The organism is Fibrobacter sp. UWH5, from assembly GCF_900142505.1.
GTDB lineage: Bacteria > Fibrobacterota > Fibrobacteria > Fibrobacterales > Fibrobacteraceae > Fibrobacter.
The window spans coordinates 68,983-94,957 of record NZ_FRBB01000011.1; the positions used below are offsets into that span (position 1 = coordinate 68,983).

General features: G+C 44.9%; 25 protein-coding genes and 1 pseudogene. 8 read left to right on the forward strand and 18 right to left on the reverse strand.

The window, feature by feature from the left end; genetic code table 11:
- Window positions 1-9: 9 nt before the first annotated feature.
- Complete coding sequence (locus BUB38_RS10100; protein WP_083542094.1) at window positions 10-1,440, forward strand: restriction endonuclease subunit S; 1,431 nt, start codon at window positions 10-12, stop codon at window positions 1,438-1,440.
- Here the strand turns inward: BUB38_RS10100 and BUB38_RS10105 are convergent.
- Window positions 1,432-1,965, reverse strand: a complete 534-nt coding sequence (locus BUB38_RS10105; RefSeq protein ID WP_139258396.1) for a restriction endonuclease subunit S domain-containing protein — start codon at window positions 1,963-1,965, stop codon at window positions 1,432-1,434. The two genes, BUB38_RS10100 and BUB38_RS10105, sit on opposite strands and share 9 nt — an antisense overlap.
- A gap of 83 nt (window positions 1,966-2,048) precedes the next feature.
- Here BUB38_RS10105 and BUB38_RS17020 point away from each other — a divergent pair.
- A pseudogene (locus BUB38_RS17020) lies at window positions 2,049-2,852 on the forward strand (tyrosine-type recombinase/integrase).
- A gap of 43 nt (window positions 2,853-2,895) precedes the next feature.
- Here the strand turns inward: BUB38_RS17020 and BUB38_RS10115 are convergent.
- A complete protein-coding gene (locus BUB38_RS10115) occupies window positions 2,896-4,134 on the reverse strand; it encodes a restriction endonuclease subunit S (protein WP_217650878.1) in 1,239 nt (412 codons plus the stop codon).
- Window positions 4,135-4,294: 160 nt separating this feature from the next.
- Here BUB38_RS10115 and BUB38_RS10120 point away from each other — a divergent pair, with 160 nt between their 5' ends.
- From BUB38_RS10120 to BUB38_RS10130, 4 genes are all read left to right on the forward strand, one after another.
- Window positions 4,295-5,560 carry a PH domain-containing protein gene (locus BUB38_RS10120; protein ID WP_073160158.1) on the forward strand — a complete coding sequence of 422 codons (1,266 nt, stop codon included), beginning with the start codon at window positions 4,295-4,297 and terminating at the stop codon, window positions 5,558-5,560.
- 82 nt (window positions 5,561-5,642) lie between these two features.
- Window positions 5,643-6,908 (forward strand): hypothetical protein, encoded by a 1,266-nt coding sequence (locus BUB38_RS10125; RefSeq protein ID WP_139258397.1) that lies wholly within the window; start codon window positions 5,643-5,645, stop codon window positions 6,906-6,908.
- Window positions 6,909-7,096: 188 nt separating this feature from the next.
- Window positions 7,097-7,177 (forward strand): ORF6N domain-containing protein, encoded by an 81-nt coding sequence (locus BUB38_RS17025; protein WP_371328338.1) that lies wholly within the window; start codon window positions 7,097-7,099, stop codon window positions 7,175-7,177.
- Between the two features lie 355 nt (window positions 7,178-7,532).
- Entirely contained in the window at window positions 7,533-7,898 is a 366-nt protein-coding gene (locus BUB38_RS10130; protein WP_073160162.1) for a helix-turn-helix domain-containing protein, read from the forward strand.
- A gap of 220 nt (window positions 7,899-8,118) precedes the next feature.
- On the opposite strand, the gene BUB38_RS10135 is transcribed toward BUB38_RS10130, so the two are convergent.
- The 13 genes from BUB38_RS10135 to urtA all read right to left on the reverse strand — a co-directional run bounded on the left by BUB38_RS10135 (window position 8,119) and on the right by urtA (window position 18,670).
- Window positions 8,119-8,829, reverse strand: coding sequence for an urease accessory protein UreD (locus BUB38_RS10135; protein ID WP_073160164.1), 711 nt, complete (start codon window positions 8,827-8,829; stop codon window positions 8,119-8,121).
- Between the two features lie 20 nt (window positions 8,830-8,849).
- Window positions 8,850-9,161, reverse strand: coding sequence for a hypothetical protein (locus tag BUB38_RS10140; protein WP_073160166.1), 312 nt, complete (start codon window positions 9,159-9,161; stop codon window positions 8,850-8,852).
- A gap of 1 nt (window position 9,162) precedes the next feature.
- A complete protein-coding gene (locus BUB38_RS10145; protein WP_073160170.1) occupies window positions 9,163-9,528 on the reverse strand; it encodes a hypothetical protein in 366 nt (121 codons plus the stop codon).
- 38 nt (window positions 9,529-9,566) lie between these two features.
- On the reverse strand, window positions 9,567-10,175 hold the full coding sequence (ureG, locus tag BUB38_RS10150) for an urease accessory protein UreG (RefSeq protein WP_073160172.1): 609 nt from the start codon (window positions 10,173-10,175) through the stop codon (window positions 9,567-9,569).
- A 10-nt stretch (window positions 10,176-10,185) separates the two neighbouring features.
- A complete protein-coding gene (locus BUB38_RS10155) occupies window positions 10,186-10,878 on the reverse strand; it encodes an urease accessory protein UreF (RefSeq protein ID WP_083542084.1) in 693 nt (230 codons plus the stop codon).
- 8 nt (window positions 10,879-10,886) lie between these two features.
- The gene (locus BUB38_RS10160; protein WP_073160176.1) at window positions 10,887-11,381 is read right to left on the reverse strand and encodes an urease accessory protein UreE; all 495 of its coding nucleotides are present in this window, start codon (window positions 11,379-11,381) and stop codon (window positions 10,887-10,889) included.
- A gap of 24 nt (window positions 11,382-11,405) precedes the next feature.
- Window positions 11,406-13,118, reverse strand: coding sequence for an urease subunit alpha (gene ureC, locus BUB38_RS10165; RefSeq protein WP_073160178.1), 1,713 nt, complete (start codon window positions 13,116-13,118; stop codon window positions 11,406-11,408).
- Window position 13,119: 1 nt separating this feature from the next.
- Window positions 13,120-13,800, reverse strand: a complete 681-nt coding sequence (gene ureA / locus BUB38_RS10170) for an urease subunit gamma (RefSeq protein ID WP_073160180.1) — start codon at window positions 13,798-13,800, stop codon at window positions 13,120-13,122.
- A 2-nt stretch (window positions 13,801-13,802) separates the two neighbouring features.
- Window positions 13,803-14,516, reverse strand: a complete 714-nt coding sequence (urtE, locus tag BUB38_RS10175; RefSeq protein WP_073160182.1) for an urea ABC transporter ATP-binding subunit UrtE — start codon at window positions 14,514-14,516, stop codon at window positions 13,803-13,805.
- Window positions 14,517-14,518: 2 nt separating this feature from the next.
- Window positions 14,519-15,349 (reverse strand): urea ABC transporter ATP-binding protein UrtD, encoded by an 831-nt coding sequence (gene urtD, locus BUB38_RS10180; protein ID WP_083542086.1) that lies wholly within the window; start codon window positions 15,347-15,349, stop codon window positions 14,519-14,521.
- A 9-nt stretch (window positions 15,350-15,358) separates the two neighbouring features.
- On the reverse strand, window positions 15,359-16,432 hold the full coding sequence (urtC, locus tag BUB38_RS10185) for an urea ABC transporter permease subunit UrtC (protein WP_073160184.1): 1,074 nt from the start codon (window positions 16,430-16,432) through the stop codon (window positions 15,359-15,361).
- 31 nt (window positions 16,433-16,463) lie between these two features.
- Window positions 16,464-17,366 carry an urea ABC transporter permease subunit UrtB gene (gene urtB, locus BUB38_RS10190; RefSeq protein WP_073160186.1) on the reverse strand — a complete coding sequence of 301 codons (903 nt, stop codon included), beginning with the start codon at window positions 17,364-17,366 and terminating at the stop codon, window positions 16,464-16,466.
- A 137-nt stretch (window positions 17,367-17,503) separates the two neighbouring features.
- Complete coding sequence (urtA, locus tag BUB38_RS10195) at window positions 17,504-18,670, reverse strand: urea ABC transporter substrate-binding protein (RefSeq protein ID WP_346348701.1); 1,167 nt, start codon at window positions 18,668-18,670, stop codon at window positions 17,504-17,506.
- Between the two features lie 502 nt (window positions 18,671-19,172).
- Here urtA and BUB38_RS10200 point away from each other — a divergent pair.
- Both BUB38_RS10200 and BUB38_RS16380 read left to right on the forward strand, forming a co-directional pair.
- Window positions 19,173-20,813, forward strand: coding sequence for an acetolactate synthase large subunit (locus BUB38_RS10200; protein ID WP_073160189.1), 1,641 nt, complete (start codon window positions 19,173-19,175; stop codon window positions 20,811-20,813).
- Window positions 20,814-20,831: 18 nt separating this feature from the next.
- Entirely contained in the window at window positions 20,832-21,002 is a 171-nt protein-coding gene (locus BUB38_RS16380; RefSeq protein WP_158236723.1) for a hypothetical protein, read from the forward strand.
- A 62-nt stretch (window positions 21,003-21,064) separates the two neighbouring features.
- On the opposite strand, the gene BUB38_RS10205 is transcribed toward BUB38_RS16380, so the two are convergent.
- The 3 genes from BUB38_RS10205 to BUB38_RS10215 form a co-directional block, all read right to left on the reverse strand.
- On the reverse strand, window positions 21,065-23,407 hold the full coding sequence (locus BUB38_RS10205) for a DUF4859 domain-containing protein (protein ID WP_073160191.1): 2,343 nt from the start codon (window positions 23,405-23,407) through the stop codon (window positions 21,065-21,067).
- 89 nt (window positions 23,408-23,496) lie between these two features.
- Window positions 23,497-24,705, reverse strand: coding sequence for a LamG domain-containing protein (locus tag BUB38_RS10210; RefSeq protein WP_073160193.1), 1,209 nt, complete (start codon window positions 24,703-24,705; stop codon window positions 23,497-23,499).
- Window positions 24,702-25,547: a TIGR02147 family protein gene (locus BUB38_RS10215; RefSeq protein WP_073160195.1), complete on the reverse strand. Its 846-nt coding sequence runs from the start codon at window positions 25,545-25,547 to the stop codon at window positions 24,702-24,704. Before BUB38_RS10215 ends, BUB38_RS10210 begins: the two co-directional genes overlap by 4 nt.
- Window positions 25,548-25,975 lie beyond the last annotated feature (428 nt).

A 25,975-nucleotide genomic window follows, 5' to 3' on the forward strand; every position in this document is an offset into this window, starting at 1 on the left:
AGGGAAAGTATGGACACAAAGAAATTACGTCAGAAGATACTCGACCTCGCTATTCATGGTAAGCTTGTTCCACAGGATCCTAACGATGAGCCAGCAAGTGTATTGTTGGAACGCATCCGTGCAGAGAAAGAACGCTTGATAGCCGAAGGCAAAATCAAGCGTTCTAAGAAGGCTACTACTTCCGATACGCCCCATTATGAGAATGTGCCATTCGAAGTGCCGGAAGGATGGAGTTGGTGTACTCTTGATGATTTAGCATTTTACAAAAAAGGTCCGTTTGGAAGTAGCCTTACAAAATCAATGTTTGTTCCAGATTCTCCATTGGCATATAAAGTATATGAACAGAAGAATGCAATCCAAAAAGATCATACACTTGGTTCGTATTTCATTGATGAGAATAAATATAAAGAACTGTCTGGCTTTAAAGTAGAACCTAACGATATTATTGTAAGTTGTGCTGGTACAATTGGTGAAACGTATGTAATGCCTAATGATATTCGTGAAGGAATAATCAATCAGGCTCTTATGCTTATTAGACTGCATTTGAAAGACATCCAAGACTTTTATCTTTTGTATTTTGACTTTATCTTAAAGGCTGAAGCAGCAAAAGAAAGCAAGGGCACTGCAATCAAGAATATTCCTCCTTTTGATATTCTTAAGAGTTTTCTTATTCCAATTCCTCCTTTAGCTGAACAAGGAAGAATTTTAGAAGAGGTCAATAAATTGATGTCCTTTGTGGACTCTATAGATGTAAGTACTAAAGACTTTTCTTCATTGATAAATAGCGCAAAGTCAAAGATTCTCGACCTTGCTATTCACGGAAAGCTCGTACCTCAAGACCCCAACGATGAACCAGCTTCGGAATTGCTGAAACGTATAAACCCAAAGGCAGTTTCATCTTGTGATAACCCGCATTATGGGAATATACCAGATGGATGGATTATGCTTAAAGGCAAATATCTATTTGATTCAATGAAAAGTGCAAAACCGACGGGAAAGTTCTTTAAGTACATTGACATTGATTCCATTGACAACAAAAGAGGCGTTGTTACAGATCCGAAGGTGCTACCATCCAATAATGCACCAAGCAGAGCAAGTCGATATACATGCCAAGGTGATGTGCTTTTCTCTATGGTGAGACCATATTTGCGAAATATCGCCATCGTGCCCGAAAACGATTGTATAGCCTCAACAGGATTCTTTGTTTGTCATCCTATTCCAATTATGACCGCAGAGTTTTGTTATTACTTGATGAAGTCATCATATATTGTTGATGGTCTCAATCAGTTTATGAAAGGTGACAATTCGCCATCCATAAACAATGCAAACATAACAGATTGGATCTATCCTATACCACCAATAGAAGAACAAAACCGAATCGTACAAAAGATAAAAGCACTATATGGAACTATCGACTGCATAACAGAGGCATTATTGTAATGCCTTTGCTATGCTGTCAACTCTTTCTGTTATCGACTCAACTTTTTCAATGATTTTCATTTGTTCTGTTAATGGAGGTAGTGGTGTCATGGCCTTGCGAGCATCATTTGTGCTGAGTCTAGGCATTTTAACTCCATAACCACATTGAGCGGTATAATCTAGAAAGTATTGTGAGCGTAATACATAACAAAGGTATTGCGCACATATAACACCTGTACACTCTATAGGGATTATTTCTGTAGTACAGAATCCATCATCCTTTGCCAAAAGAACCTTGTTCAAGTATGTTCGCAACTTTGAATACAGTACATTCCCAGCAGAAAAGGAATGTCGCACACCTTTTATTTCTCTTTCTGCTTTAGTGAATCGTGTAAGAATTTTGCCGGTATCTTTTTCTATGTCTTCTAACTCCAAAATCCAGCAGTTGTCATCAATATCTTCGACGGAACAGGTTGTGCATTTGCCATAATTTGTAACATCTCCTAATTTCACCCATGCCCAGTTTGAAGGTATTTCAAAAGGCACTTTCTCATAATGCGGGCTATGTGGCAGTATGTTTAAGTATTTTCATGTTGTTGCGGTGTCGTTCTTTTGCGACATTTGACAATATGATTACAAAATTCAAAGCATGGCTCGCCAAACAAGATTTGGCGGAAAATTCCGTTACATCGTACGTGTGGACGGTGAATTACTTCTTGCGTGAATACCAGGAAGTAAAGCGTAGTAAACTCTTGGCATACAAAGGGTATTTGGTAGAAAACTTTAAACCACAAACAGTCAATCTACGTTTGCAAGGTATCAACAAATATCTAGAGTTCCTAAAACAGGACAAATTGAAGATGAAATTCGTGAAAGTTCAGCAGAAGAACTTCTTGGAGAATGTCATCAGCGATGCTGACTATCATTTTTTCAAGCAACGTTTGAAGAATGACGGACTTGTCGAATGGTATTTTATCGTGTGGTTTATGGCCGCATCTGGCGCTCGCGTAAGCGAACTCCTTCAGATTAAGGCAGAACATGTAAAGACAGGATTCCTTGACATTTATAGTAAAGGCGGCAAGATTCGCAGACTGTATATTCCTAAGAATCTATAGAAGGAAGCTCTATTATGGCTCGAATCAGATGGAATTAGTAGCGGATATATTTTCCTAAATCGGTTTGGAAAGCGTATTACTACTCGTGGAATCGCAACCCAGCTAAAGCAATATGGCATAAAGTATGGCTTGCCAAAAGAGGTTGTTTATCCCCACTCCTTCCGCCATCGTTTCGCCAAGAACTTCCTTGATCGATTCAATGACATAGCCCTTCTTGCTGACCTCATGGGTCATGAGAGCATTGAGACCACTCGTATTTATCTTCGTCGCACAGCATCTGAACAACGAGAGATAGTTGATAAGGTTGTGGATTGGTAAGACTATAAAGACCTATGCTTCATAATGGGCATAGGTCTTTTTTTCATTCTATATGATTGGTTATATCATCAAGTTGATGATATAGCGATTCTATTTTGGAGGCAATCCTTCTTTGTTCCGTAATAGGGGGAAGTGGAACATCTACGTTTTGAAGTACGCTTATATAAAGTTCTTTTTGATTCGTACTACCAGCAAGATTGTCTTCTAGATATGTCTGAATCCATGATGAGGACATCAACGCAAAAATATATTCAGAAACAATGTCACAATGCGTTCTGATAACAGAAACATGGGAATCAGGAACAACAAACGGATAGGCTCCTAGGCAAGAATCATTAAAAAGCCGAGTTCGACCGACTGTTCCCGTACCAGTGGAGTTCACAAGTACATCACCAGTTTGTAGATGATAGATATCCGGCCATCTGTTCAATGTAGTTGGCTCTAAAAATTGAGCTTTCTCTAATGAGATTCCACCTTCTTTCAAATTACACTTTTGTGCAAATACAGGATATGTTGTATCCGTTTCTGAATATTTTGGAGATTTTCCGCGTGAAAGAAAAGTACATATATCCGTCAGCTTACACCAGGTCCAGCCATTAGGCAGTTCGTATGGCTCTGCATAATGCGGGTTATCACAAGATGCAACAGCCTTTGGATTGATGCGTTTTAGCAGTTCCGATGCCGGTTCATCATTGGGATTTTGCGGTACGAGCTTGCCATGGATAGCGAGGTCGAGAATTTTAGATTTTGCGGATTGAATAGATTGCAACAAATCTGCAGTGCAACTTTCAATAGAATCAATAAATGACGTCCATTGACTTACAGCATGCACAATACGCATCTGTTCAGCTAAAGGAGGAAGAGGGATTATAGAATCAACCACCTGATTTATATAAAATCCTTTCTGAGCAGTCCCTTTAGCGGTGTCCGTCATTAATTCCTGATAATAATTGCTGTCGAAAACATATTTTAAGTATTTGTTGTAAATCAAAGTGGTTAAAATCGTCACACTTCGCTGAAAACAAATAGGCTCATCAGTTTCTACAACACAGCTGCGACCTAAAGTACCCACAGTTGTTAATAGTACATCCCCCTTATTTAACCCTGTGCGAGAATGACATATTTTCCAATCATGTTCAGATAAATATCTACAATCGTCTATATTAACTATTGTATTGCAGTTGATATTTTTTGAAGAAAGCATTCGATATTTTGTTGGACAATCTTCTCCAGAAGGAGGATTATGATCTCCATCAACGATTTTTGAACATATTGAATTCAAATCTATCCAAATCCAATTCTCCGGCACTTCAAAGGGAACATTCTCATAATGGGGCGTATCGGAAGTGACTAAAAAGAAATCATTAAGGAATTAATCAGTTACATACAAATTGAGAAAATGTTTGTTGATTCTATAGATTTTTCAATGTATATTTCTTCATATGGAGAATCTTACCCGATATAAAATTTGTACTGAAAAAGCCGACTGGCGTGGAATCTGCGAGATTAACGGCATAAACTTTGATTCCTTTGGTACAAATAAGGAACTTGCGGCACTGTCCGGCTATCTAGAGCCTGGAGAAGTTGTATTTGCATTGTCATCGGGTATGATGAATCAAACGGTTACGTCAAATGCTTTTGATTTAGGCGTAAATACATGGCTTGTGGTTTTGACTTCGGAAAGATTTCTTTTCCTGGATGCCGCCCTGCTAACTTCATCCATAGACACGCAAAGCATCCGTTTAAATAAGGTTCAGGCAATTTCCGCCTCTCAAGGGTTTGCCCTTGGCAAAATTTCCATTGATTTGGGCAGTCGATTAATAACGATTGATAACTGCACGAAGGAATCCGTGAAGGTTATGGCGGATTTGGCTAATAAATGGCTTAAAGATCTGGAAAACGGTGTGAATATTCCCGAAGATTCTCCAGAAATGGAGGCTTCTAAGAAAAAGGCGAACGATACCAATATGGTCCGGCCTCCCATTGCACCTTCAAAAACAGCAAATCGAACGGCCGCGGCACTTGTTGCAGCAATCTTAGGATGGTCTGGTCTCCATAGTTATATCTGGGGAAAGTGGCAAATTGGCTGGATAAAGGGAGTCCTATCAGCAGCGTCATACCATCTGTGGACTAGAGAGTTCTACACGCTTTCTGCATTGCTGATGCTTGTTGTTGTTATTTGGATTCTGGTTGATTTAGTTCGCATATACGATGGATCTTTCTTCTCAGGTGCAGAACCATTGCCAATGGCAAACGGATTACAAGGTTTTCTTTCCCTGGCTTACCTTATTCTAGTTGTTTATTCTGGGTACAGTGTCGTTACGAACTTTATTGACTCTCGAAAAAAAGACAATGGCAAGCTTGCAAGTATTCGTGAAATAGTAGATACTTATAATAAAAACGCCGCAGCAGCAGAAAATAGTTTTGATGGTCCTATGTTTACGATTGCAGGCGCCGTTCGTTCTGTAGAAAAAGATCCGTTTTGGGGTGATTATACTGTGAAATTTGAAGGTCTTGGCCCCTTTAACATTTTCAACCTAGGAAGCAAGGTTTCAGAAATTGAACTGACGTTTCCTAAAAAGCAAAAAGATGATTTGCTTAAAGTCCGCAAAGGTGATGTAATCGCTGCAACTTGTATTGGTCGCGGATTATCTGTTGGTACTTATTCTGCAAATCGCTGCAAGCTTAAAGCTGTAAAACGGAAATAGAAAAATCAACAAATCGATGAAACGTATTCTTTTTTGCCTTCTTTTCTTTTTCCTAATGGTTTCCTGCTCCAATGACGTGAAAATGGATCAGGACATTTTGGCGTTCCATATTTACAGCCAAACGTCCATTGACTTGGATTCTGAAAATAAGGAAAACGTGGCATTGCTTTCGAAATCCTTCGGCATGGAAGAATCGGAAGTCAAGGAAATTCAAAAGCACATATTATCGAAAAAGAGTGGAAGTGCCTTGCGATGGAGTTTTCGCTCCGTGCTTGAAGATAAGGTGAAAGAACTTTCAGGAGAGACGGGAAAGAAAACCTCGGAAGATTTCGTTGTCAATGTTTTGGCGCCTTACTTGAACTTGTTGGCCCGAAATGAATTGTCATCTGTTGGACTAGAATCTCACGAATTTCAAAACAAAATTTGCGCTTTGTACGCCAAGTTCTTTCCAGAAAAATTCAAGAATTCTCTGGATATGTTTATTGGCGATGTCCGTTTCTATTTTGATGGCGGAACTTCTTCCGTCAAATACTTGCATGCCCTAAACGAAAATCTTCTAAAGTACGGTTACTATGTTGATTTTGAAAAACAGGGTTCATCCAACATTTTGAAAGTTCAAGATGAATTATTGCCCGAAACGAAATACAAGAAGTCTTCTGTAAAAATTCTCAATCTGAAAAGATTTATTCCGGGATTGCTACCGCCCAAAAGTGGTTATTACACCATAGGGAGTAATGCCGTGATTGTTCTCGACGATATGATAGACCATGAGGCGGAAGAACTTTCTGCTGAATTAAAAGAGGACTATTTCAAAAAATATACTGACCACCGTTTTGACAAATTCTGGAAAGCAATCGGCCTTGATTTGAATCTGATGAAGGCCAATCAAATCTATAACGAACTTGTGAAACGAGATTTTGAAAACAAGAAATTTCCTTACATAAAGGCGGTCTGCCAAATGGGAGTCGCCATCCATGAAGCGAAGCATTTAGTGGATAATATCGAGCATCCAGAACTGACGTTGAATATTGATCACGAGTTTGCAGCCCATGTGACGGAAGCAATCTACAGTCCAGCAACCTACGCAACACTTTTCTCGGCGATAAACAGAATGCAAAACTACGCAATGTTCAACCGAGTTTCTGAATTGAATCAAACGACTAAAAAACTATGGGAATTGGCTATACGTTCTTTTGATGATCAATCCTACACGAGAGAAAATTTACGTTCCGATTTGCTGGATCTTTATGAGAATTATCGAACGATTCGTGAACACGCAAGTTTTGAATCTCTTGACGTCTTTGAACAGTCCGTTGTAAGTGGGCTGAATCGGTTTTACCAGAAGTAACCGTTTTTACTCAAAATTACAAACTAAGCTTTGCCAACTTTCTAAAAATCACGTGCATTACTGCCTGACGTACTTCACTGTCAAATGGAGAAGTACGTCTTTTTTTATTCCGTTTTTTTGTGGTAAAGAAGATGCCTCTGTTAAAGATTAACGTTGGAGATGTAAATGAATGACGTTGAAAAAAGATAATCGTTGTGAGAAATCAACAGGTTATTGTTGATTCGGATGTAGCAACGCTATATGGTGTATCTGCAAAGGAAATTAACTAGGCTGTAAAGAATAATCCGGAAAAAATTCCCTGATGGTTATGTATTCCTGCTTACTTTTCAAGAAAAATGTGAGGTGATCAAAAATTTTGTCCCCCTCCAGAAACTTAAATTCAGCAAAGTTTTTGGTTTCTTAGGATGATTTTTGTCGCTAAAGTGTCAAAATCTATTTTAATAATATACTGTATAGCGAAATAATCCTTCCGACGGCGTTGCAGGCTCATCTTTGGGAACGTTTGAGCTAGCCGGGTGACGAATCTGGGCATTTCCCTAAAAATAATACATGATACTTAATAACGGTATTGAAATGTACCCTAAAAAAGGGTGTATTTGGATTGTTTAACAATAGAGATTTATTATGTTGGCAGTCGTGAAAAAGCCCCATATTGAAGTTCGAGCCCATCGGATTCCTGGGGCATTAATCATATTCATGCAAGAAACTTATAAACCAGAAAATGTTGAAATCAAGAACGAAGAATCGACTTCCTGGGAAGAAACTGATTTGTTCAAAATTAGATTTGATGATTCTACTCCTGGCGAAATGATTTTTGCAAGCAGGGATATGCGAGGTTGGTCCCTGGCAGCTTTGGCTGAAAAGTTGGGCAAATCGGCACACTATGTGTCTGATCTTGAAAATGGACGGCGTCCGGTTTCAAGAAAGATGGCTGTCGCTCTCGGGAAAATTTTTGAATGTGATTCAGCAATTTTCTTTGAGTTTAGCTAGTTTTTCTTGTATATTATCATTCCATAAAGCATCAATCCTTGCGACAGTCAACATAGACTTGCATAAGTCCGTACGTGCATTCGTGGCAAGGTTCGTTAACCATCTGGTTGATGTTTTATTTGAAGAAATCGAAAGGTTCTGAATATAGTTATAAATATGCAATATCGACGAACATGTCGCAAAATGTGATCGGCTTGAAAACTTAAAGCAATCGTCTTCGCTAAACGATACTTTCAAATAGTGTCCAGATGTTTTCCCCTCGCATGGAGAGAGCTCGTAAAACCATTCCTTTTTCGACGTTGGATATTCCTACGATTCCGTCAAAGTTCTTGCCCATTTCTCGAACTTTTTCTTTGAGTTGGATAAGCATTTCTTTTTCGGGACTGTACGCAAAAAACATTCCGTTATGGGTGTAATTGCCCCAAAAGCCGATTTTCGTGTAATCGAATTTTTTAGGGTCAATTAGGGTGTGGTCGGCAAAGGCTAAATGTTCGCCCACGTAAAAGCGACTCTTGCTTTGGAATTTTTCCATGGCGAAATATTCGCCCATGCCTGTACGGCCACAAGTGAAAATGTCGGTGTAATAAAATGTTGCGGAAGGATGAATCTGGACTCGGACATTGCTTTGATAATTGCTGCCGGCAAAAGGGATTGCCGGATAGGGCATGTAATTGACGCGGGCGTCGGCCCCGACGTTAATGACGATATCCTTGGAGGCAATTTTTCCGTCGGTATTGAAAACTTTCTCGTAACTCTGAGAAAGAAATGTGGCGTCGCTACTCTCGCCGAATTCAAGCTGCAACGAAAAATGGTCTCCGCCGAGAAGCCCGGCAGAGGCCGCCATCATCATGATGTCGGAATGTTTTCCGTTGTGGAACGGATGCATGACCTTGTAAGGGGACGTGTAGAATGCGTCCTCGATCTCGGTCATGCCATTCCGTAGACAGGTCTTTATGCGGAGTGTGCTCTGCATAGGTCTCTTGCGGACCAGAGGAGACGTGCTAACCAAATAACGAGTGCAAGTGCCACTACAGAAACACCCAGGAAGGCGTCGTTCAGCATATCAGCTGCTGCAGGGGTAAAGTATTCTGCACCAAGTTCTGCGTATTCAGCGATAGCGTCTACCAGCCACATGAGGGAAGCGCCCCAGAACATGTAGCAGAGGGTGGAATACTTCATGGAGTCCTTGCCATGAGTCTTTATCTGGTTGAACCAGAGAAGGCTTGCAATGATAGCTGCGAAAACGGTAATGAGTAAAGTCATTTTAAGCCCCCTTGGAATGGTTGACTGTTGCGTGGCTGCTTGATGGTTTCCGAACCTTTAGGAATATCAAGGAGGCCGCCCACGCCAATGTGACCATGCAAGCCATCCCAACGCCCACAGTGGACATTTCATGAATCATGACTTGCGAGGATTCGGGATCCTGTGCTGCAGTCAAGAAAGGGTAGAAAGGTTGAATTTCTCCGTGCCAGAAGTGCTCAAAAGCAAGCAGAGCGGAACCGCCCCACAGCAGCTTGGAAAGACGTCTAGTGGCCTGCAGCGGAGCCTTTTCGGGGAACTTCTTTTCTACGACGAGGGTGACAGCGGTGGTGATTAACGCCTCTGCGGCAGGAACAACAAAACATGCCATAAGTGACTCCTTTAAAAAATGGTAAATGTTTCGACGGGCTAAATACCTTCAAAAAGTACGGCTTTCTTGATCCACGCAATGACTTCGTCTACGCCATCCATGTTCATAAGATTTGTGAACAAATACTTGCGGCCTTCTCGCATACGTTCGGAATCGCGGGCCATGACTTCAAGGCTTGCGCCTACAAGAGGAGCCAGGTCCGTTTTGTTGATGACCAGCAGGTCGGAACGCATAACGCCGGGGCCACCCTTACGGGGAATCTTTTCGCCTTGGGCAACGTCGATAACATAAATGCTTGCGTCGGCCAGGTCGGGGCTGAAGGTGGCCGACAGGTTGTCTCCGCCGCTTTCGATAAAAATAATCTGGACATCTGGAAACTTGCGGGCCATTTCGTCTACGGCTTCCAGGTTCATGGAACAGTCTTCACGAATGGCGGTATGGGGGCATCCTCCAGTTTCTACACCGACGATTCTTTCGGGTGGCAATGCGGAATTTTTGATTAGAAATTCGGCGTCTTCCTTGGTGTAGATGTCGTTGGTCACGACGCAGATGCTGTATTCCTTGCTCATCTTGCGGGTGAGTCTTTCAATCAATGCGGTCTTTCCCGAACCTACGGGGCCGCCTACGCCAATTTTAACATAACTCATATTTTGCTCGTTAGCTCATGTAAAGTCGGGAATAAAGTTCTTCGTGTTTCATTCCTGCAATATCTATGCCAGTTCCGCCTACGCCCAAGTCATCCATGTCCAGCGTGCAGGCCCGCTGAACGGCTTGGATGATTTTCTTTTGGGAATTGCTTAAAATCTTTTGGCCGACCATCTGACTTAGAGGAATCATCTTGACGCCGTTTGTGACAATGGCGTTTAGCAAGCTGTAGGTGTAAATGCTTGCGGCTTCTTCCTTGTTTAAACCGATGTCGTTTGCGAAGAGACCGATTGCAATGGCGTGGTTTCCGATGCAAGAGCCATTTTTTAAAACTTCATCTCGATAAAAATCCAGAGATGGAAAGCAGTTGTTTTTTGCACCTTCAAATTCGCCATAGATTTTTAAAAATCTGCTGCAGAGTTTTTTGGAACCTGTGCGAACTTCTTCTGGAGCCTTTAGAGCCATGGAAAGGCTGTCTAGATTTTTAATGAAACTCATGTCCTCGGCGTGGTCGAAGCTGAGAATCATGCCCCCTAAATCATTGTAGGGGAGTACATTCAAAAAGCTAGAAACGTATTCTTGAAGGGTTTCTCCGTTTGTGATGGTCTTGTTAGCAATTAAAGTCTCAAGACCATTGGAGAGGGTAAATGCTCCAATGGGAAAGAGGCTGTCGCAAACCTGAATCATCCGGAGAGTGGCTAGCATATTCAGTTCTAATGATGGTGCTCGTGATGATGGCCATGCTCGTGGCTATGGGGGTGCCCGTTACTTGCGCCGTGAGCCTTGCAGACGATGTAGTCAGAAAAAACATCTTCTACAATCTGAGGGAGAAATCCCAAACGGACTAGGTATTCGAAGGTGGGCTCGTCATAAGGAATGGTGACATCCTTTTCTGTAATTTGCAGGGAAAGATGCCTGTTACCCAATTCAAATCCAAGGCGTCCCATTTCTTCCATAGTCTTGACGGGAATGCGAACCAGTTTTGTCTTGTTGATCTTTACAGCGTAAATTTTATCGGGACTGACGGCGAGAACATCGCCATCAGAAAGGGATTCCTCAATCTGAATTCCTAATTCGGTTCCGTCATCGGCAACTTTAAAAATACGATGCTTGTCCAGTTCAAACCATTCGAATGGAATGTCTACCACGGTCTTGGAAGGAACTTCGTTTCCGTGATGGATGTTTCCGAGAATTTTATCGGCAATCATTTTTTGACTCCTTGCAGATTGCTTTTAGAAAAGGAAGTACCTTCTTGCAAGAGAAAGCTCTGTGGCGGCTTCGCAGGTGATTCGTTCACCATCCACCTTTACAGTGTAGGTTTCAGGATCTACTTCCAGCTTTGCGATGCGGTCGTTGTGAACCATGTCCTTCTTGCCGATGTTTCGACAGTTGCTTACGGGGAGGACCATTCTTTCGAGGCCCAGTTCTTCCTTGATGCCATTTGCAAAAGCGTATTCCGAAACGAAGGTGATGCAGGTTTTTGCTAAAGCCTTGCCGTGAGCACCGAACATATCGGTATACACAACTGGCTCTGGGGTGGGAATGCTGGCATTGGCATCGCCCATTTTGGATGCGCAAATAAAACCATTCTTCAGGATCATTTCGGGCTTGGCTCCGAACATGTCGGGACGCCAAAGGACAAGGTCTGCGATTTTGCCAACCTCTACGGAACCAACGTACTTTGAAATGCCGTGGGTAATGGCCGGATTGATGGTATACTTGGCAATGTAACGCTTGATGCGGTTGTTGTCGTTGCGTTCGCAGTCGGTGTCGAGAGTACCGCGTTGTTTTTTCATTTTGTCTGCGGTTTGCCAAGTGCGGGTGATCACTTCACCTACACGGCCCATGGCCTGAGAATCAGAACTCATCATGGAAAAAATTCCCATGTCGTGAAGAATGTCTTCGGCGGCGATGGTTTCCGGACGAATTCTTGAATCCGCAAAAGCCACATCTTCTTTATTGTTCTTGTCCAGATGGTGGCATACCATCAACATGTCCAAATGTTCGTCAATGGTATTTCTGGTGAAGGGCATTGTCGGATTTGTTGAAGATGGCAAGACGTTTTCGAAGGCGGCTGCGCGAATGATGTCGGGAGCGTGTCCACCGCCAGCACCTTCCGTATGGTAGGTGTGGATGGTGCGTCCCTTAAAGGCTGAGATGGTATCTTCTACGAAGCCGCCTTCGTTTAATGTATCCGTGTGGATGGAAACCTGGACGTCGAATTCATCCGCGACGCCTAGGCAAGTGTCAATAGCCTTGGGAGTGGAACCCCAGTCTTCGTGAAGCTTCAGGCCTGCAGCTCCTGCACGCACCTGTTCTCTCAAGGTTTCTGCACAGGATCCATTTCCCTTGCCGAGGAAGGCTAAGTTGACAGGCAAATCTTCTGCAGCTTCCAGCATCTTGTGGATGTTGAATGCGCCGGGCGTACAAGTGGTAGCGTTGGTTCCGTCTGCAGGGCCTGTGCCGCCACCAATCATGGTGGTGACGCCGCTATAAAGAGCTGTACGAACTTGTGTGGGAGAGATAAAGTGAATGTGGGTGTCGATACCGCCGGCAGTCAAGATCAGGCCTTCGCCAGCGATGGCTTCGGTGGAACTGCCGATGATCATGCCTGGGGTAACGCCATCCATCATGTGGGGGTTGCCGGCTTTTCCGATGCCAGCAATTTTTCCGTCCTTAATGCCTATGTCGGCCTTGAAAATTCCAGTGGCGTCAATGACAAGTGCGCTTGTAATGACGGTGTCTAGGCATTCGTCATCCTTAAAGGGCGCTGCCTGGCCCATGCCATCTCGCAATGATTTTCCGCCACCGAATTTGGCTTCGTCACCGTAAACACAATAATCCTTTTCTACTTCTACAATAAGGGAGGTATCTGCAAGACGGATGCGGTCGCCTACGGTGGGGCCATACATTTGTGCGTAATCTTTTCTGGAAATCTTGTACATATTAAGCTCCCGTAAAACCAGAGGTTGATGCTCTGCCAAATGCAGCCGTTTTTACGAATTCATCATCCATAGGGCCTTCTACTAGACCGTTCAATCCATGACCTTCGCGGCTACCACCGATTTCAACCAGGTTTACGGTCTTTGTTTCGCCGGGTTCAAAACGTACTGCGGTTCCCGCGGGTACATCAAGACGCATGCCATAGGCTGCCATGCGATTGAAATCCAGTTTTTTGTTGACTTCAAAGAAGTGAAAATGGGAACCTACTTGAACTGGGCGGTCTGCCGTATTGGTAACATCTAGAGTAAGTGTTCTCTTGCCCGCATTCAGTTCGATGAAACCTTCCTCCACGAGAACTTCGCCAGGAATCAATTTCCCGGTAGCAGGAATTGGATCGTGTACGGTAACTAGCTTTGTTCCGTCAGGGAATGTGGCTTCCAGCTGAACTTCATGAATCATTTCTGCGACGCCGTCCATCACCTGTTCGGCAGTCAGCATCTTTCGACCCTCGGACATCAATTCTGCAACGGTCTTGCCATCTCGAGCCAATTCCAATAACTTGCTGGAAATGTAGGCGATGGCTTCCGGATAATTCAGTTTCAGTCCGCGTTGCAGTCTTTCACTTGCCACAATGCCTGCATAGTGCAGCATCAACTTTTCAGTTTCTCTAGGAGTTAAATGCATAATTAATCCGTCATCAATTTTTGGACTTCAGCCTTGTCACAAAGGGATGTTTCCCTGTGGAAAATGATGTTTCCCTTTTCCATGATGTTGATGTAGTGGCTGTTTTCCATAACGAAATCCAGATACTGTTCCACCAACAATACGGTAATGCCCTTCCATTCGTTAATCTTACGGATGGCGCGACCAATGTCGTTAATGATGGATGGCTGGATACCTTCGGTAGGTTCGTCAAGAATCAAAATTTTTGGGTCCTGCACTAGGGCGCGTGCGATGGCAAGTTGCTGCTGCTGACCGCCGGAAAGGTCGCCACCGCGGCGTTTGGCGAATTTGGGCAGGATAGGAAACAGGTCGTAGAGATATTCGGGAATCTTGTTCTTACCCACCTTTTCTCCACGGCCAAGAATGGGCTGTATGCCCAATTCCAGATTTTCCTGGACGGTCATCTGCGGGAAAATGTCTCGACCTTGCGGGACGTAGCCAATACCGCAGCGAACGCGCTCGTAGGCGGGAAGTTTTGCAATTTCCTTGCCGTCAAAAACGAGAGATGTTTCGGGGCCTGTCTTTACTAGCCCCATAATGCTCTTTAGTGTGGTGCTTTTTCCAACGCCGTTTCGACCGATGAGGCTTACGATTTTTCCCTTGGGAATATCCAGACTCAAACCTTCAATGACGCGGCTTTCGCCATAATAGGAATCCATGTTTTTCAAATAAAGCATAATTATTCTCCACCACGACCTAGGTAAACTTTCTGCACGGTAGGATCGGCAAGAACTTCCGTTACGCTGCCCTCCATCAGAATTTTTCCTTCATGAAGGACTGTCACTTTGTCGGCAACCTGCTTCACGAAATCCATATCGTGTTCAATAACGATGACGGTACAATCCTTCTTGATTTCCTTCAGGATTTCTCCGGTTTTAAATGTTTCTGGCTTGCCCATGCCGGCGGCGGGTTCATCTAGCATAATGACTTCCGGCTTTTGCACCAGCTGCATTGCGATTTCGAGCCATTGCTTTTCGCCGTGAGCCAAAGCTCCTGCGCGCCATTGACGTTTGTCGGCAAGGCCCACTTTCTGCAGAGTGGCATCGATGTTATCCAACTCTTCCTTCTTGGGCTTGCGCAGAATGGTGTCCATAATTCTCTTCCCTTTTTTCAGGGAGAGAATCATGTTTTCTTCCACAGTCAGGTTTACAAATACCGAGGGAACCTGAAATTTTCTACCGATACCAAGCCAGACAATCTTGTATTCCTTCATCCCTGTCAAGGTTACGGGTTCCTTGTACATGGGGTGATAAACAACGTTGCCTTGGGTAGGCTTTGTCTTGGCGCAAATAATGTCAAGTAATGTTGTTTTCCCTGCTCCATTGGGGCCAATGAAGAAATGAATTGTATTTCTCTTGACTTTTGTGTTTACATCGGTTAGAGCATAAAACCCATCAAAGCAAACAGAAACATGGTTGATATCCAATACAGATTCTGAAAGCTGTGTGATTTTGATAGGTGCGGGGTTTTTGGCAAGAAGTTCTTCTTTTGATACGATTTCGGTTTGCATAAAAACTCCTTAGACCTTTTTGAACAGAGAAGGAACCTTGTCGCGAACTAAGCCTACGATGCCGCCCTTGAAAAACAGGATGGTGACGCAGAAAAGGACGCCGATGATGTACTGCCAAATTTCTACAGTGCTTCCGGAACTCAAATTGTATTCGCAGATGTTAATGAAGAAGGCTCCGATGACAGCGCCAATAATAGTGCCGCGGCCTCCGATGGCCACCCAGATTACCATGCCGATGGAGTAGGTGATGGTCATCTGGGAAGGAGTGATACATCCATTGAAGTTGACAAAGATTGCGCCTGCAATGCCTGCGAAAATAGCGGAGAGAACGTAGATGAAAGTCTTGTAGCGACTTACAGGATATCCAGAGAAATAAGTCCTATTTTCGCCATCGCGAATGGCAATCAGAACCTTACCGAACTTACGTTCTACAAGGAATTTGGAAAGTGCGTAAACAGCGATCAAGGCGATGAGGGACGCATAGAAAAGAAGGAACATGTTCCCTTGATTAGCGCTGCCCTTGATGCTTCCAAAGATAGACTTGATCTCTGTAATGCCTACGTTTCCGTTGGTATAGGGAGACATGGCGATGAACAGGGAGCATGCTGCCCAAGTAAGTGCCTGAGAAATAATGGAGAAGTACACGCCCTTTACGCGATTCTTGAAAATAAAGTAACCTACAATCCAGGCGACTACGGCGGGGGCGATAATCACCAGTAGCAGACTTCCCGGAGAAAGTGTAAAAGGAACCCAAATCAGAGGCATCTCGGTAAGGCCACCGATGTGCATGAAATCGGTCAAATGACCGCCTGTGGCCTGCATCTTCAGGTACATGGCCATGGCATATCCACCCAGGGCGAAATACAATCCGTGTCCGAGACTCAAGATTCCTGTATAGCCCCAGATCAAGTCGATACCGATGGCGACAATAGCAAAGCTAATGCACTTGCCCAGGAACAAAATGGTGGAACCGCCGCTAACGACGCCCATCATCAAAAGGACGGGCATCATGGCGAGAATAAAAACGATAATTCCAAAAGTGATGTTGGATCCGTGTCTTTCGAAAAGTCTTAATGCTTTCATATTTGTACCAGTAATCCTTATTCGTTAAACCTTAATCCAAATTTCTGCTCTTGATAACGAACAGTCCCTGAGGTCTCTTTTGCAGGAATACAATCACAATCAGCAATACCACTGCCTTGGCGATGGTGGAGGAGGTGTAGTTTTCGGTAAAGATGGAGCTGATGCCGATGATGCCGGAGCCGATGACTGTTCCAATCAGGTTTCCGACGCCTCCAAGTACGACTGCCATGAAGGAGTTGACGATATAGCTTTGCCCGACAGTAGAGTCAATGGAGCCGAGAAGAGCTACGGAGCATCCTGCGATACCTGCAAATCCTGAGCCCATTGCGAAAGTCAAATTGTCCACCTTGCGGGAGTTGATGCCCATGCACTGTGCCATGGGACGGTTCTGCATGACGGCTCGCATCTGGCGACCGAAATTGGACTTGTACATCACAAGCCAAACGGCGCCCATGCAAAGAGCTACCAGCAAGATGATGAAAATTCTGTTATAGGAGAAAGTGCATTCTCCGAGAGTGATGCCGCCACTTAAAAAGGAAGGAGCCGTAACGTTTACACCCTGGGATCCAAAAATGGAGCGTGCACCTTGCTGTAAAATCAAGCTGATGCCCCATGTTGCTAAAAGGCTGTCGATTTCACGACCGTACAGTCTTGAAATCACGAATTTTTCAAGAAGGCTTCCTAGCCCGAATGCGACGCCAAATGCGGCGATGATGGCTACGAAGTAATAGAGTCCGCCAATAGATTCTGGCAGGAACTTGGCGAAAAGCTGCTGGACCACAAAAGTCATGTAAGCGCCGATCATGACGAATTCACCATGGGCCATATTGATTACGCGCATGACGCCAAAGGTAATGGCTAGGCCAAGCGAAGTCAGCAAAATAATGGAGCTGAGGCTCAAGCCGTTAAAAAGGATGTTGATGGTCTGTTCCAAGGTGTCCTCGGTCCGTTTGCGTTTGTTTTTTGATTGTTAAAAGAAGTGTTGAAATAAAAGGTGGCGGGCCCAGAGACCCGCTTCCCTTTATAGAATGCAAGCGAAAAGCCTGCGGTCTTTATGAGGATGGGTATATTTTAGTTCAGCGGCTGGAGGCCTGCCTTCACTGCCCAATCGTAGGTAGTCAGGTAGGGATCCGGTGCAACAGGAGCTGCGGTGGCGTAAACTTCCTTGATGAGACCATCTTCGGAAACTTCACCCACGCGGACAGGCTTTGCAAGGTGCTGGCTCTTGCCGTCGATAGCCACAACGCCTTCCGGAGCCTTGTAAGAAATGGAACCGGACTTGATTGCTGCAAGAACTGCATCCACTTCAAAGCTCTTTGCTGCCTTCACAGCTTCTGCCCACAGATAAACTGCGTCATAAGCAGCTTCTGCCGGGTCGGAGGTTACGCGGTTTGCACCGAACTTTTCCTTGTAAGCAGCAACGAATGCAGTGTTTTCAGGAGTGGAGGTGGTCTGGTAGTAGTTCCAGGAAACCAGATGACCCTTCAAGATGGCGGGGCCGATGGTAGCTACTTCTTCTTCAGCAATGGAGAAGGACATGGTCATGTATTCCTTGCTGGAGTAGTTCTTTTCGGACATCTGCTTGAAGAAGGAAACGTTGCCGGTGCCGTTCAAGGTGTTCACGATAACATCGGGCTTTGCGGCTTCGATCTTTGCGATGATTGCTGCGAAGTCTGTCTGATCCATGTCTGCGTATTCTTCGCCGACTACAGAAATGCCTGCAGCCTTAGCCTGTGCGTTGATGATCATGTTGGCGGTGCGGGGGAACACATAGTCGGAACCCAGCAGGAACAACTTCTTGTAGCCCTTGGAAATCAAGTATTCAATAGCCGGAACGATCTGCTGGTTAGGAGCGGCACCGGTGTAGACAATGTTCGGAGACATTTCCATACCTTCGTACTGTACTGGATACCAGAGCAGGGACTTGTATTCTTCAAAGATGGGCTTTACAGCCTTGCGAGAAGATGAGGTCCAGCAGCCGAAAACGGTAGCGACTTTTTCGATGTCGATCAACTTTTCTGCCTTGGTTGCAAAAGTAGATGGTTCGGAAGCGCCGTCTTCTTCAACAAAAACAATCTGCTTTCCGAGAACGCCGCCGGCCTTGTTGATTTGTTCGATTGCCAAAACTTCGGCGTCACGGACGGACTTTTCGCTGATGGCCATAGGGCCGGTCAGAGAGTGAAGCAAGCCCACCTTTACGGTTGCGGATTCTGCAGCCTTTTCTTCGTTGCAACCCATGAGGCCAAATGCGCCCAGGACTACAGCACTAGCTGCAATGGTGGATAGGAACTTGCGTGCGATATTCATAGGGGTCTCCTTGTTGGTTTCGCCCTATCAAGCGCAAAAGCCGTGCCAAAGTTTTAATTACAGGACTGGTTTGCCATTCTAACCCAGTGAATTAAAGGTTTTTAAAACATTGCGAAGGAAAGAATCTAGAGTGTAGTTTTAGATAATTTTCGTATAACAATTTTGTAGATACATTTTTTGAATATTTTACAGAAATTGTTTGTAAAAGTTACTGAATAAATATGGTTTCTTCGTTTAAGAAGCCCTAGGATTTACATTTTTATTTCATTTCTTGTAAAAGGCGGCCGATTCGAATAAATTTGACGTTTTTTATCCGCTATGGCACGCTTTTTGCAAATGTCCCAACAGAAAACTATGGAGGTGGTTTGGAATGCAATAGGAGTACATCTCCCGCGTTCCTAATCACTAACCACTAATCACTGACTACTATCCTATGAATACCGCAGAAGTTTTGATCAAGTCCTTGGAAAGTGAGGGCGTCAAGTATATTTTTGGAATTCCCGGTGAAGAAACCTTGGAATTGATGGAGGCCATCAAGAATTCTTCCATTCGTTTTATTACGGTTCGTCACGAACAGGGTGCGGCCTTTATGGCGGATGTTTATGGTCGCCTTACGGGGAAGGCTGGCGTTTGTCTTTCGACTCTGGGACCGGGGGCTACCAACTTGGTGACCGGTGTGGCCGATGCCAATTCCGATGGTGCTCCGCTCATTGCCATTACGGGTCAGGTGGGTACGGAACGTATGCATTTGACTAGCCACCAGTATTTGGATTTGGTGAACATGTTTACGCCTATTACCAAGCGCAGTAAACAGGTGGTTCGTCCGGATACGGTGAATGAAATTGTCCGCATTGCTTTTAAGTACGCCGAGATGGAAAAGCCGGGTGCCTGCCACATTGACTTGCCTTGCAATATTGCTGCTATGGAAGTGGCGGGAGAAGTGGCTCAGACTCCGCTGAAACACCATCGTGAAAATATCGAGTACGCCAGCGACACTGCAATCAAGGCGGCCGCTGCTGCCATTGCAAGCGCCAAGCGTCCCGTAATTTTGGCGGGGCATTCTGCAGTGCGAAATAACGCATCTGATGCATTGACGGCTTTTGCTTCGGCTGCGAAGATTCCGGTGGTGAGCACCATGATGGCTAAGGGTGTTATCCCTTGCGACAATACATATTCCATGTGGTGTATCGGTATTCCTCAGAAGGATTACCAGAACTATATTCTGGAACAGTCTGACTTGGTAATCGCCATCGGTTACGATGTTGTGGAATATGCTCCCGCCAAGTGGAACACTAAGGGCGATAAGCGAATTATCCATATTGATGAAACGCCCAACCACATCAATAAATTCTATCAGCCCGAAGTAGAAGTTATTGGAAATATTTCTGCTTCTCTGGAAGCGCTTCGCTGTCTTTGCCCCAGCACAAAGGATCCGGAATGGGCCTTGTACATTCGTGAGAAAATGGCTGCGGATCATGCCCGTTATGACTTGGATAAAAGCTTCCCGCCCAAACCTCAGAAAGTGCTGCATGACATTCGCCTGGTCATGGGTGAAGAGGATATTCTTCTTTCGGATGTGGGCGCTCATAAGATGTGGATTGCTCGACAGTACCATTGCTACCATCCCAACACTTGCATTATTTCCAACGGTTTTGCCACCATGGGAATTGCGGTGCCGGGTGCAATCGCTGCAAAGCTGTTGAATCCCGAAAAGAAGGTGCTGGCAGTTACAGGCGATGGCGGCTTCATGATGAACAGTCAGGAATTGGAAACGGCTTACCGCGAACATATTCCGTTTGTGACCCTTGTGTTTACTGATGGCAATTATGGTTTGATCAAGTGGAAGCAGGAAGAACGTTATGGCGACAGCTACGCCATCAGCTTTACCAATCCGGATTTCGTGAAGTATGCAGAATCCATGCACCTGAAGGGCTATCGCATTGAACGGACGGAGGATCTTATCCCCACCCTTCGTGAAGCCTTTGAACAGGACGTGCCCAGCATTATCGAATGCCCGGTGGATTATGCCGCCAACATGGAACTGACGGAACATCTAAAAAATTTAAAAGTGTAAGCTACAACGAGGAATATCATGGGTTACATCAATTCTCTCTTTACCGCACAAACGGAAACTTCCGGCGTGGCAGTTTCTGAATCCTCTAACCTGCTTTCTATTCACAGCATTTCGGGTCACCCTGCTGTGTACCGCCATCTGAAAAATGGCTGTAAGGCAGAAAGTAAGCGGCAGAAGCAGGCTGAATAAAACTTCATAACCACACTCCAATGACAAAAAGACCCGCGTTTTTTTTCTCGCGGGCCTTTTCTTTACTGAATCATGTTGATGGATTGAATTTCGCGGTAGGAGCCTGTGGACACTTTCACGATGTAGGTTCCTTGCGGTAAACCCGATTTAACGAGGTCAACTTTTTCTCGGTATTGTCCGGCAGGTTTAACTCCAGAAATATTTTGATATAGAAGTTTGCCATAGGCAGAGTAAAGGCTAATCTTCACGTTGTCTTGTCTGTTGATGGTGTAATGAATCTCAAGAACTCCGTGATGATTCTTTAATGATGTGTACTTTGCGGGACCTTGATTCTTGAAGGCGATGGAGGTCGTTCCTTCTGAAGGCTCTCCGGGTTCGGAATCGTTTGCGATTTTTATGGTAAATCTATAGATGACGATCTTGTTTCCGGTTTTAAAACCTTGGGCAAACTTGTAGGTTTCCCCTGCAGAAACTCTATTGGGGTAATGCCCAATGGCGATTTTCCCGTCAGTTAAATTCCATTCGGCAAAGACGTATGCGTTTTCGCCCCATTCAGTGACAAGTCCGTTTTTGTCAAACCAGTGTCCCGGAGCCTTTGCGGTCGAAGTGGTGTTGAATGTGTTTCCATCGATGGCGAAGAATGTGGCGCTTGCAAGTTCATTTGCAGAAATTCCCAATGCGGTTGCCTGCTTCTGAGAATCAAATTCAACGCTTGTAGTTCCGTAATCTTCGCTAATCTGGACGGTTGCTGAAATTTCGAATTCAACAGTGTCTGCTGCGATGATGTTGGAGGAACTGCTAGAGGAACTGCCTGACACTGCTTCGCTTGAACTGCTAAAGGTGTTTTCACCGATTTCAGGCCACTCGTAGTCCAGTACGAAATTGTTGTAGTATTTCGTGTTGGCGTCACCTGCGCCACTCAAGCCTTCTTCAAGTTTAATCTTGTAATTGTAATGGTTGGTGCGGATGTTTTCATTGCCCGTGTATTGGTAATCCGTGTTGACAACAACTGCGAAAACCATTTGCGTGCCGTTGGTAGAAGAGGGGGGCTTATCCAAGCGGAGTGTCACTGCACCTTCGCCAGTAATGGGTTCGCTATAGACGGGGGTTCCATCGGTGGCGCGGTAGCAAAGCAGATAATTCATGTTGGTGTTGTTGGATTTGTCGCCAACATTGTAGAAGGATACGGTCACTTGCTTTGCGCCGGAGGAAACCTTCAGAGGAATGACGTTGGAGCCGGACCAGCCCGGAGTTGTTGCCTCGTCGGGAACGAGATATTCTCCGCTTGCTGTCATGGTCTGGTAGGGAGTCATTTTCCAGGTGTTTCTGTACTGACCGTTATCCCAGTAATACTGCTCTTCGTAACTGGTTCCGCCAAAGTTGTTGTTCAGCAGGTTCTTGATTTCGTTGGACCATTTCTTCATATCCAGCAAGGCCATCCTTGCGCGGAATTCAGTAATGAGCCTGCGAGTGGCATCGGGACCAAGGCCTTTTTCCAATGCGTAGGTTTCAAGTAGGTAGGTGGTTTTGCCGTAAGCATTTCCGTAAATCCAGCGGACAGAACCTGTGCCAAGCCAAGTTCCCATAAAGGTTGGGAAAATGTTACTGTACTGGGAACCGCCCAGAAGGTAACGCTGATTCTTGCCGGTAACGCCCTGTGCGCCGGGACCTCCGAAGGTGCCGTCTACAAGCCAGCCGGAGTAGCATTCAATGGGCATGAAGGGCGCAATGACGGTTGCCGCATTCAAAAATCCCATACCGCTGTAAACGCCTTCGCGATGGGAGAACATGTCCTGCTGAATCCAGGTATTGCCTGCTTCCTGGAACCAGTGGGCCTGTTTTGCGCCAGGGTAGCCGTTGGTCATGGAGTGAATGCCTTCATGAATCATGGCGTCCATCTGGGAAACGCGATCGCGATAGGGGCAGCTTGTGTTGAAACTGTAAAGAGGGTAGAAGGAGGCGGCTACTGCCGTATAGCCCGCCACGTATGTTTGCCAGCCGCCGGTGGTGTCTTCCTTTGCGCCGCCAGCGCATGTGCCGGAACCGTAATAGTAAATAGCGCTGTATTTGCCTTCCTGTGCTTGAGCGTCGGGTGCCCATCCCAAGGTGTCGTAAAGATAGGTGAAATCCGTATCGTATTTCTTCAGGATGCTATCGATGGTCACGTCGGTGATTCTGGAATCACGATCCTTGCCCCAGTAGATTGCCCACCATTTACCAGCTTTTTTCCCGGTAACACCAGAGCAATTGTTGTTGAACTCAGTAGGCGGTGCAATTTCGCCAAGGTTGGATTTTGTGTCGTAATCCAAATCCGAACGATATGTCGGCCATGTGTATGCGTCGCCATTTGCGGCGAAAGAGGCGGTGCTTGCCACAAGCATTGCACCCAGTACTATTTTTTTCATAATCCAAATCCCATACTTAGGGAACCGCAAAAGCGGCTCACTCCCATATTAAAGATATTATGCCTGCATTATTTATGCAATAATTTGGATTATTCCAGTGTGTTAAAGTGTGTTTGAAATGTGTTAAGAATCCATTCCTTGCTGCGAGCCACACTTTCTATACGCACTTCATCGATGAGACCATTCCAGGTTTCTGTACTGATTTCGTTACCACCAACACGGAATGGAACAGCCTGATTTAGGGTATTGGGAACGAATGTATTGGTTTTGCCAACTTGTTCCCCGTTAACGAACATGGAAACCTGATGATCCTTGGAAACCAGCGTCAGGAATGTCCATTTACCCACAGGTACAATGGAAGAATCTCCAAAGGAGATTTCTTCAGGGCTTACAGGGGCGCTTTTCATGACGGAGAATTTGCCTTCAGTATTTTCAAAGTGCCATTGGAATTTTGACGTGCTGTCGCTCCAGTAACTGCGCTGCGCTACAAGAATCTGGTGGTTGCCATTGGGTCCATCCCACTTTGTCCAGAGGGAAATGGTGAAGTCACCATCGGTAGGGTCCAGGGAGTCAATTTCAATAAACTGTCCCGGCTCCAGCTGGATGGCCTTTCCAGAAATTCCATCCACATAATTGACACTTGTTGCCAAGGTGGAATCGTTATCGAAAACGGTTTCGGCCCCTTCCATAGGGAGGTACTTTTCTGTCAATGGAGGGAGGGCAATTGTGTCAGATGTTCCTGCGGTAGACACGGGGAATACTGCCACGGGGGCTTTATTCTCCACATATTGCAAGAGGATTTCTCCTACAGGCGCGTTGTTGATGGAGAACGTTCCATCTTCGGAAATTTCAGCCTTGATGGAGGTTCCCTTGATTCGGACGAATCCATCATTTGCGCCGTCGATGCGACCTGTCAGCATTTTTCTTTCAGAAATCTGCAGATCGTTATTTTCAAGACCTGCGGCATTTATCAAGGCGCAAAGAGCGTTATATTCTGCATAGAGAATAACGGTGTCTGCGTCGGTATTTCGGTCAAAAATCAGCTCGTAATTTCCAGTACTGTCAGAAGTTGTTTCTACGGAGTCTTCAACGGAAATGGAATTGTCGATATAGGCCACCACTCTGGCAGAAGCAACTCCCTTGCCGTTTGCGTCCAGGATCTTTCCCGTATAGGCCATGGAATGGTCAATGTCAGTTATACCGCCGGCCACATCGTTCTTTTTATCGGAGCAGGCACAAACGAGAATGGAGGCGGATAGGGAAATCGCAATTCCGAATGTTGAGTAGAATTTTCTCATTTTTCCCCCGAAATCTTTGTGCTCATAGGGAATGTCATGAACATCATCTCGTAAACCCGTTCAACGTTCTCGTCATTGGCAATCTTGGCCATGATTTTCTTTCGGGCGTCTCTCATGACTTCAACCACATAGTTGAAGGACCTTTCGCTCATGGCAAGCGTTGTAAATGCGGCGTATTGCTCATCTCGGGGAATGCATTCCACCGCACGCAAGGCATGCTGGATATAATCCCGACGGATTTGCTTCAGCGCAATGGGCGATACATCGGATGCGTCTACCATCAGGGAGGTTTCCTCGTAATGGTCGCCAATTTTCTGGATGAGTCCAAGCTCGGTCAGGTTCTTTACGGCGTCGCGGGCTTCGCTGGCTGTTATAGGCGGCACCACCATTTTGGCTAATGCTTTGTAATCGCCCTCCCATTCGGAACTTACGGCAAGTTCGCGAATAATGGGGTTGTACCATTTGGAAAAATAGGACTGTTCCCGATTTGTCAGGTGCTTAAATTCTGCCTGTCGCCTGATTTGAACGATTTGATCCCAGGCGGCGTCCCTCTTGTTGATTTGTTCCGCCTGATTAAATTCCACAAGGGTCAGAAAGTAAGCTTCACGAAGGGCGGTGAGGCCAATGGCAGCTGCAATCTTTTCTGCAGATTTTTGGGTCAGCTTGAATCTGCCGCGAATGACATTCAAACAATAGGAAGATGTCTTGAAACCCGCTTTTGCTGCAAAGAAACGATGAGAAAATGCCGCACTTAAAATCTTCTGTTCTTCGAAGTAATCCTGAAGAAATTTGCGGTAATCATCGTATTCAAGAAGATGCTCAACTACTTTACTTGCTGCCATAATCCAATCCCATAACAAATGGTAAAATACCTTATTTGCGTTGATTTAGAAAAAATTTTTGTTATGAGAGTGGAATTCTGTAGAGAAAACCTCATCGTCTGGAATTTTGCTCCAAAACTTTTCGATTTCTTCGCTGGAGCCTAAAGGTGCACCAATATCTTAATTCTCAATATAGACGTAAGATTGCGGCGCAAATTTTATGTTGTAGTCCTGCAATGTTTTCGCCTTCTTGAATCGCTTAACGCTTCCGACCTGAATAGCAAAGTCAAAAATCTTATTTGCGAATTCGGGCTTAATCAACAACAAAACGTCCGTCAGTCTTTGTACCCTTTACCAAACCATCAAAGGCGAAAATAGTGATGGAACACATTTAAACCTTCAATTGAGTATTCAAAAACTTAATGAACTTGTTGAAGAAAATAAAAAAA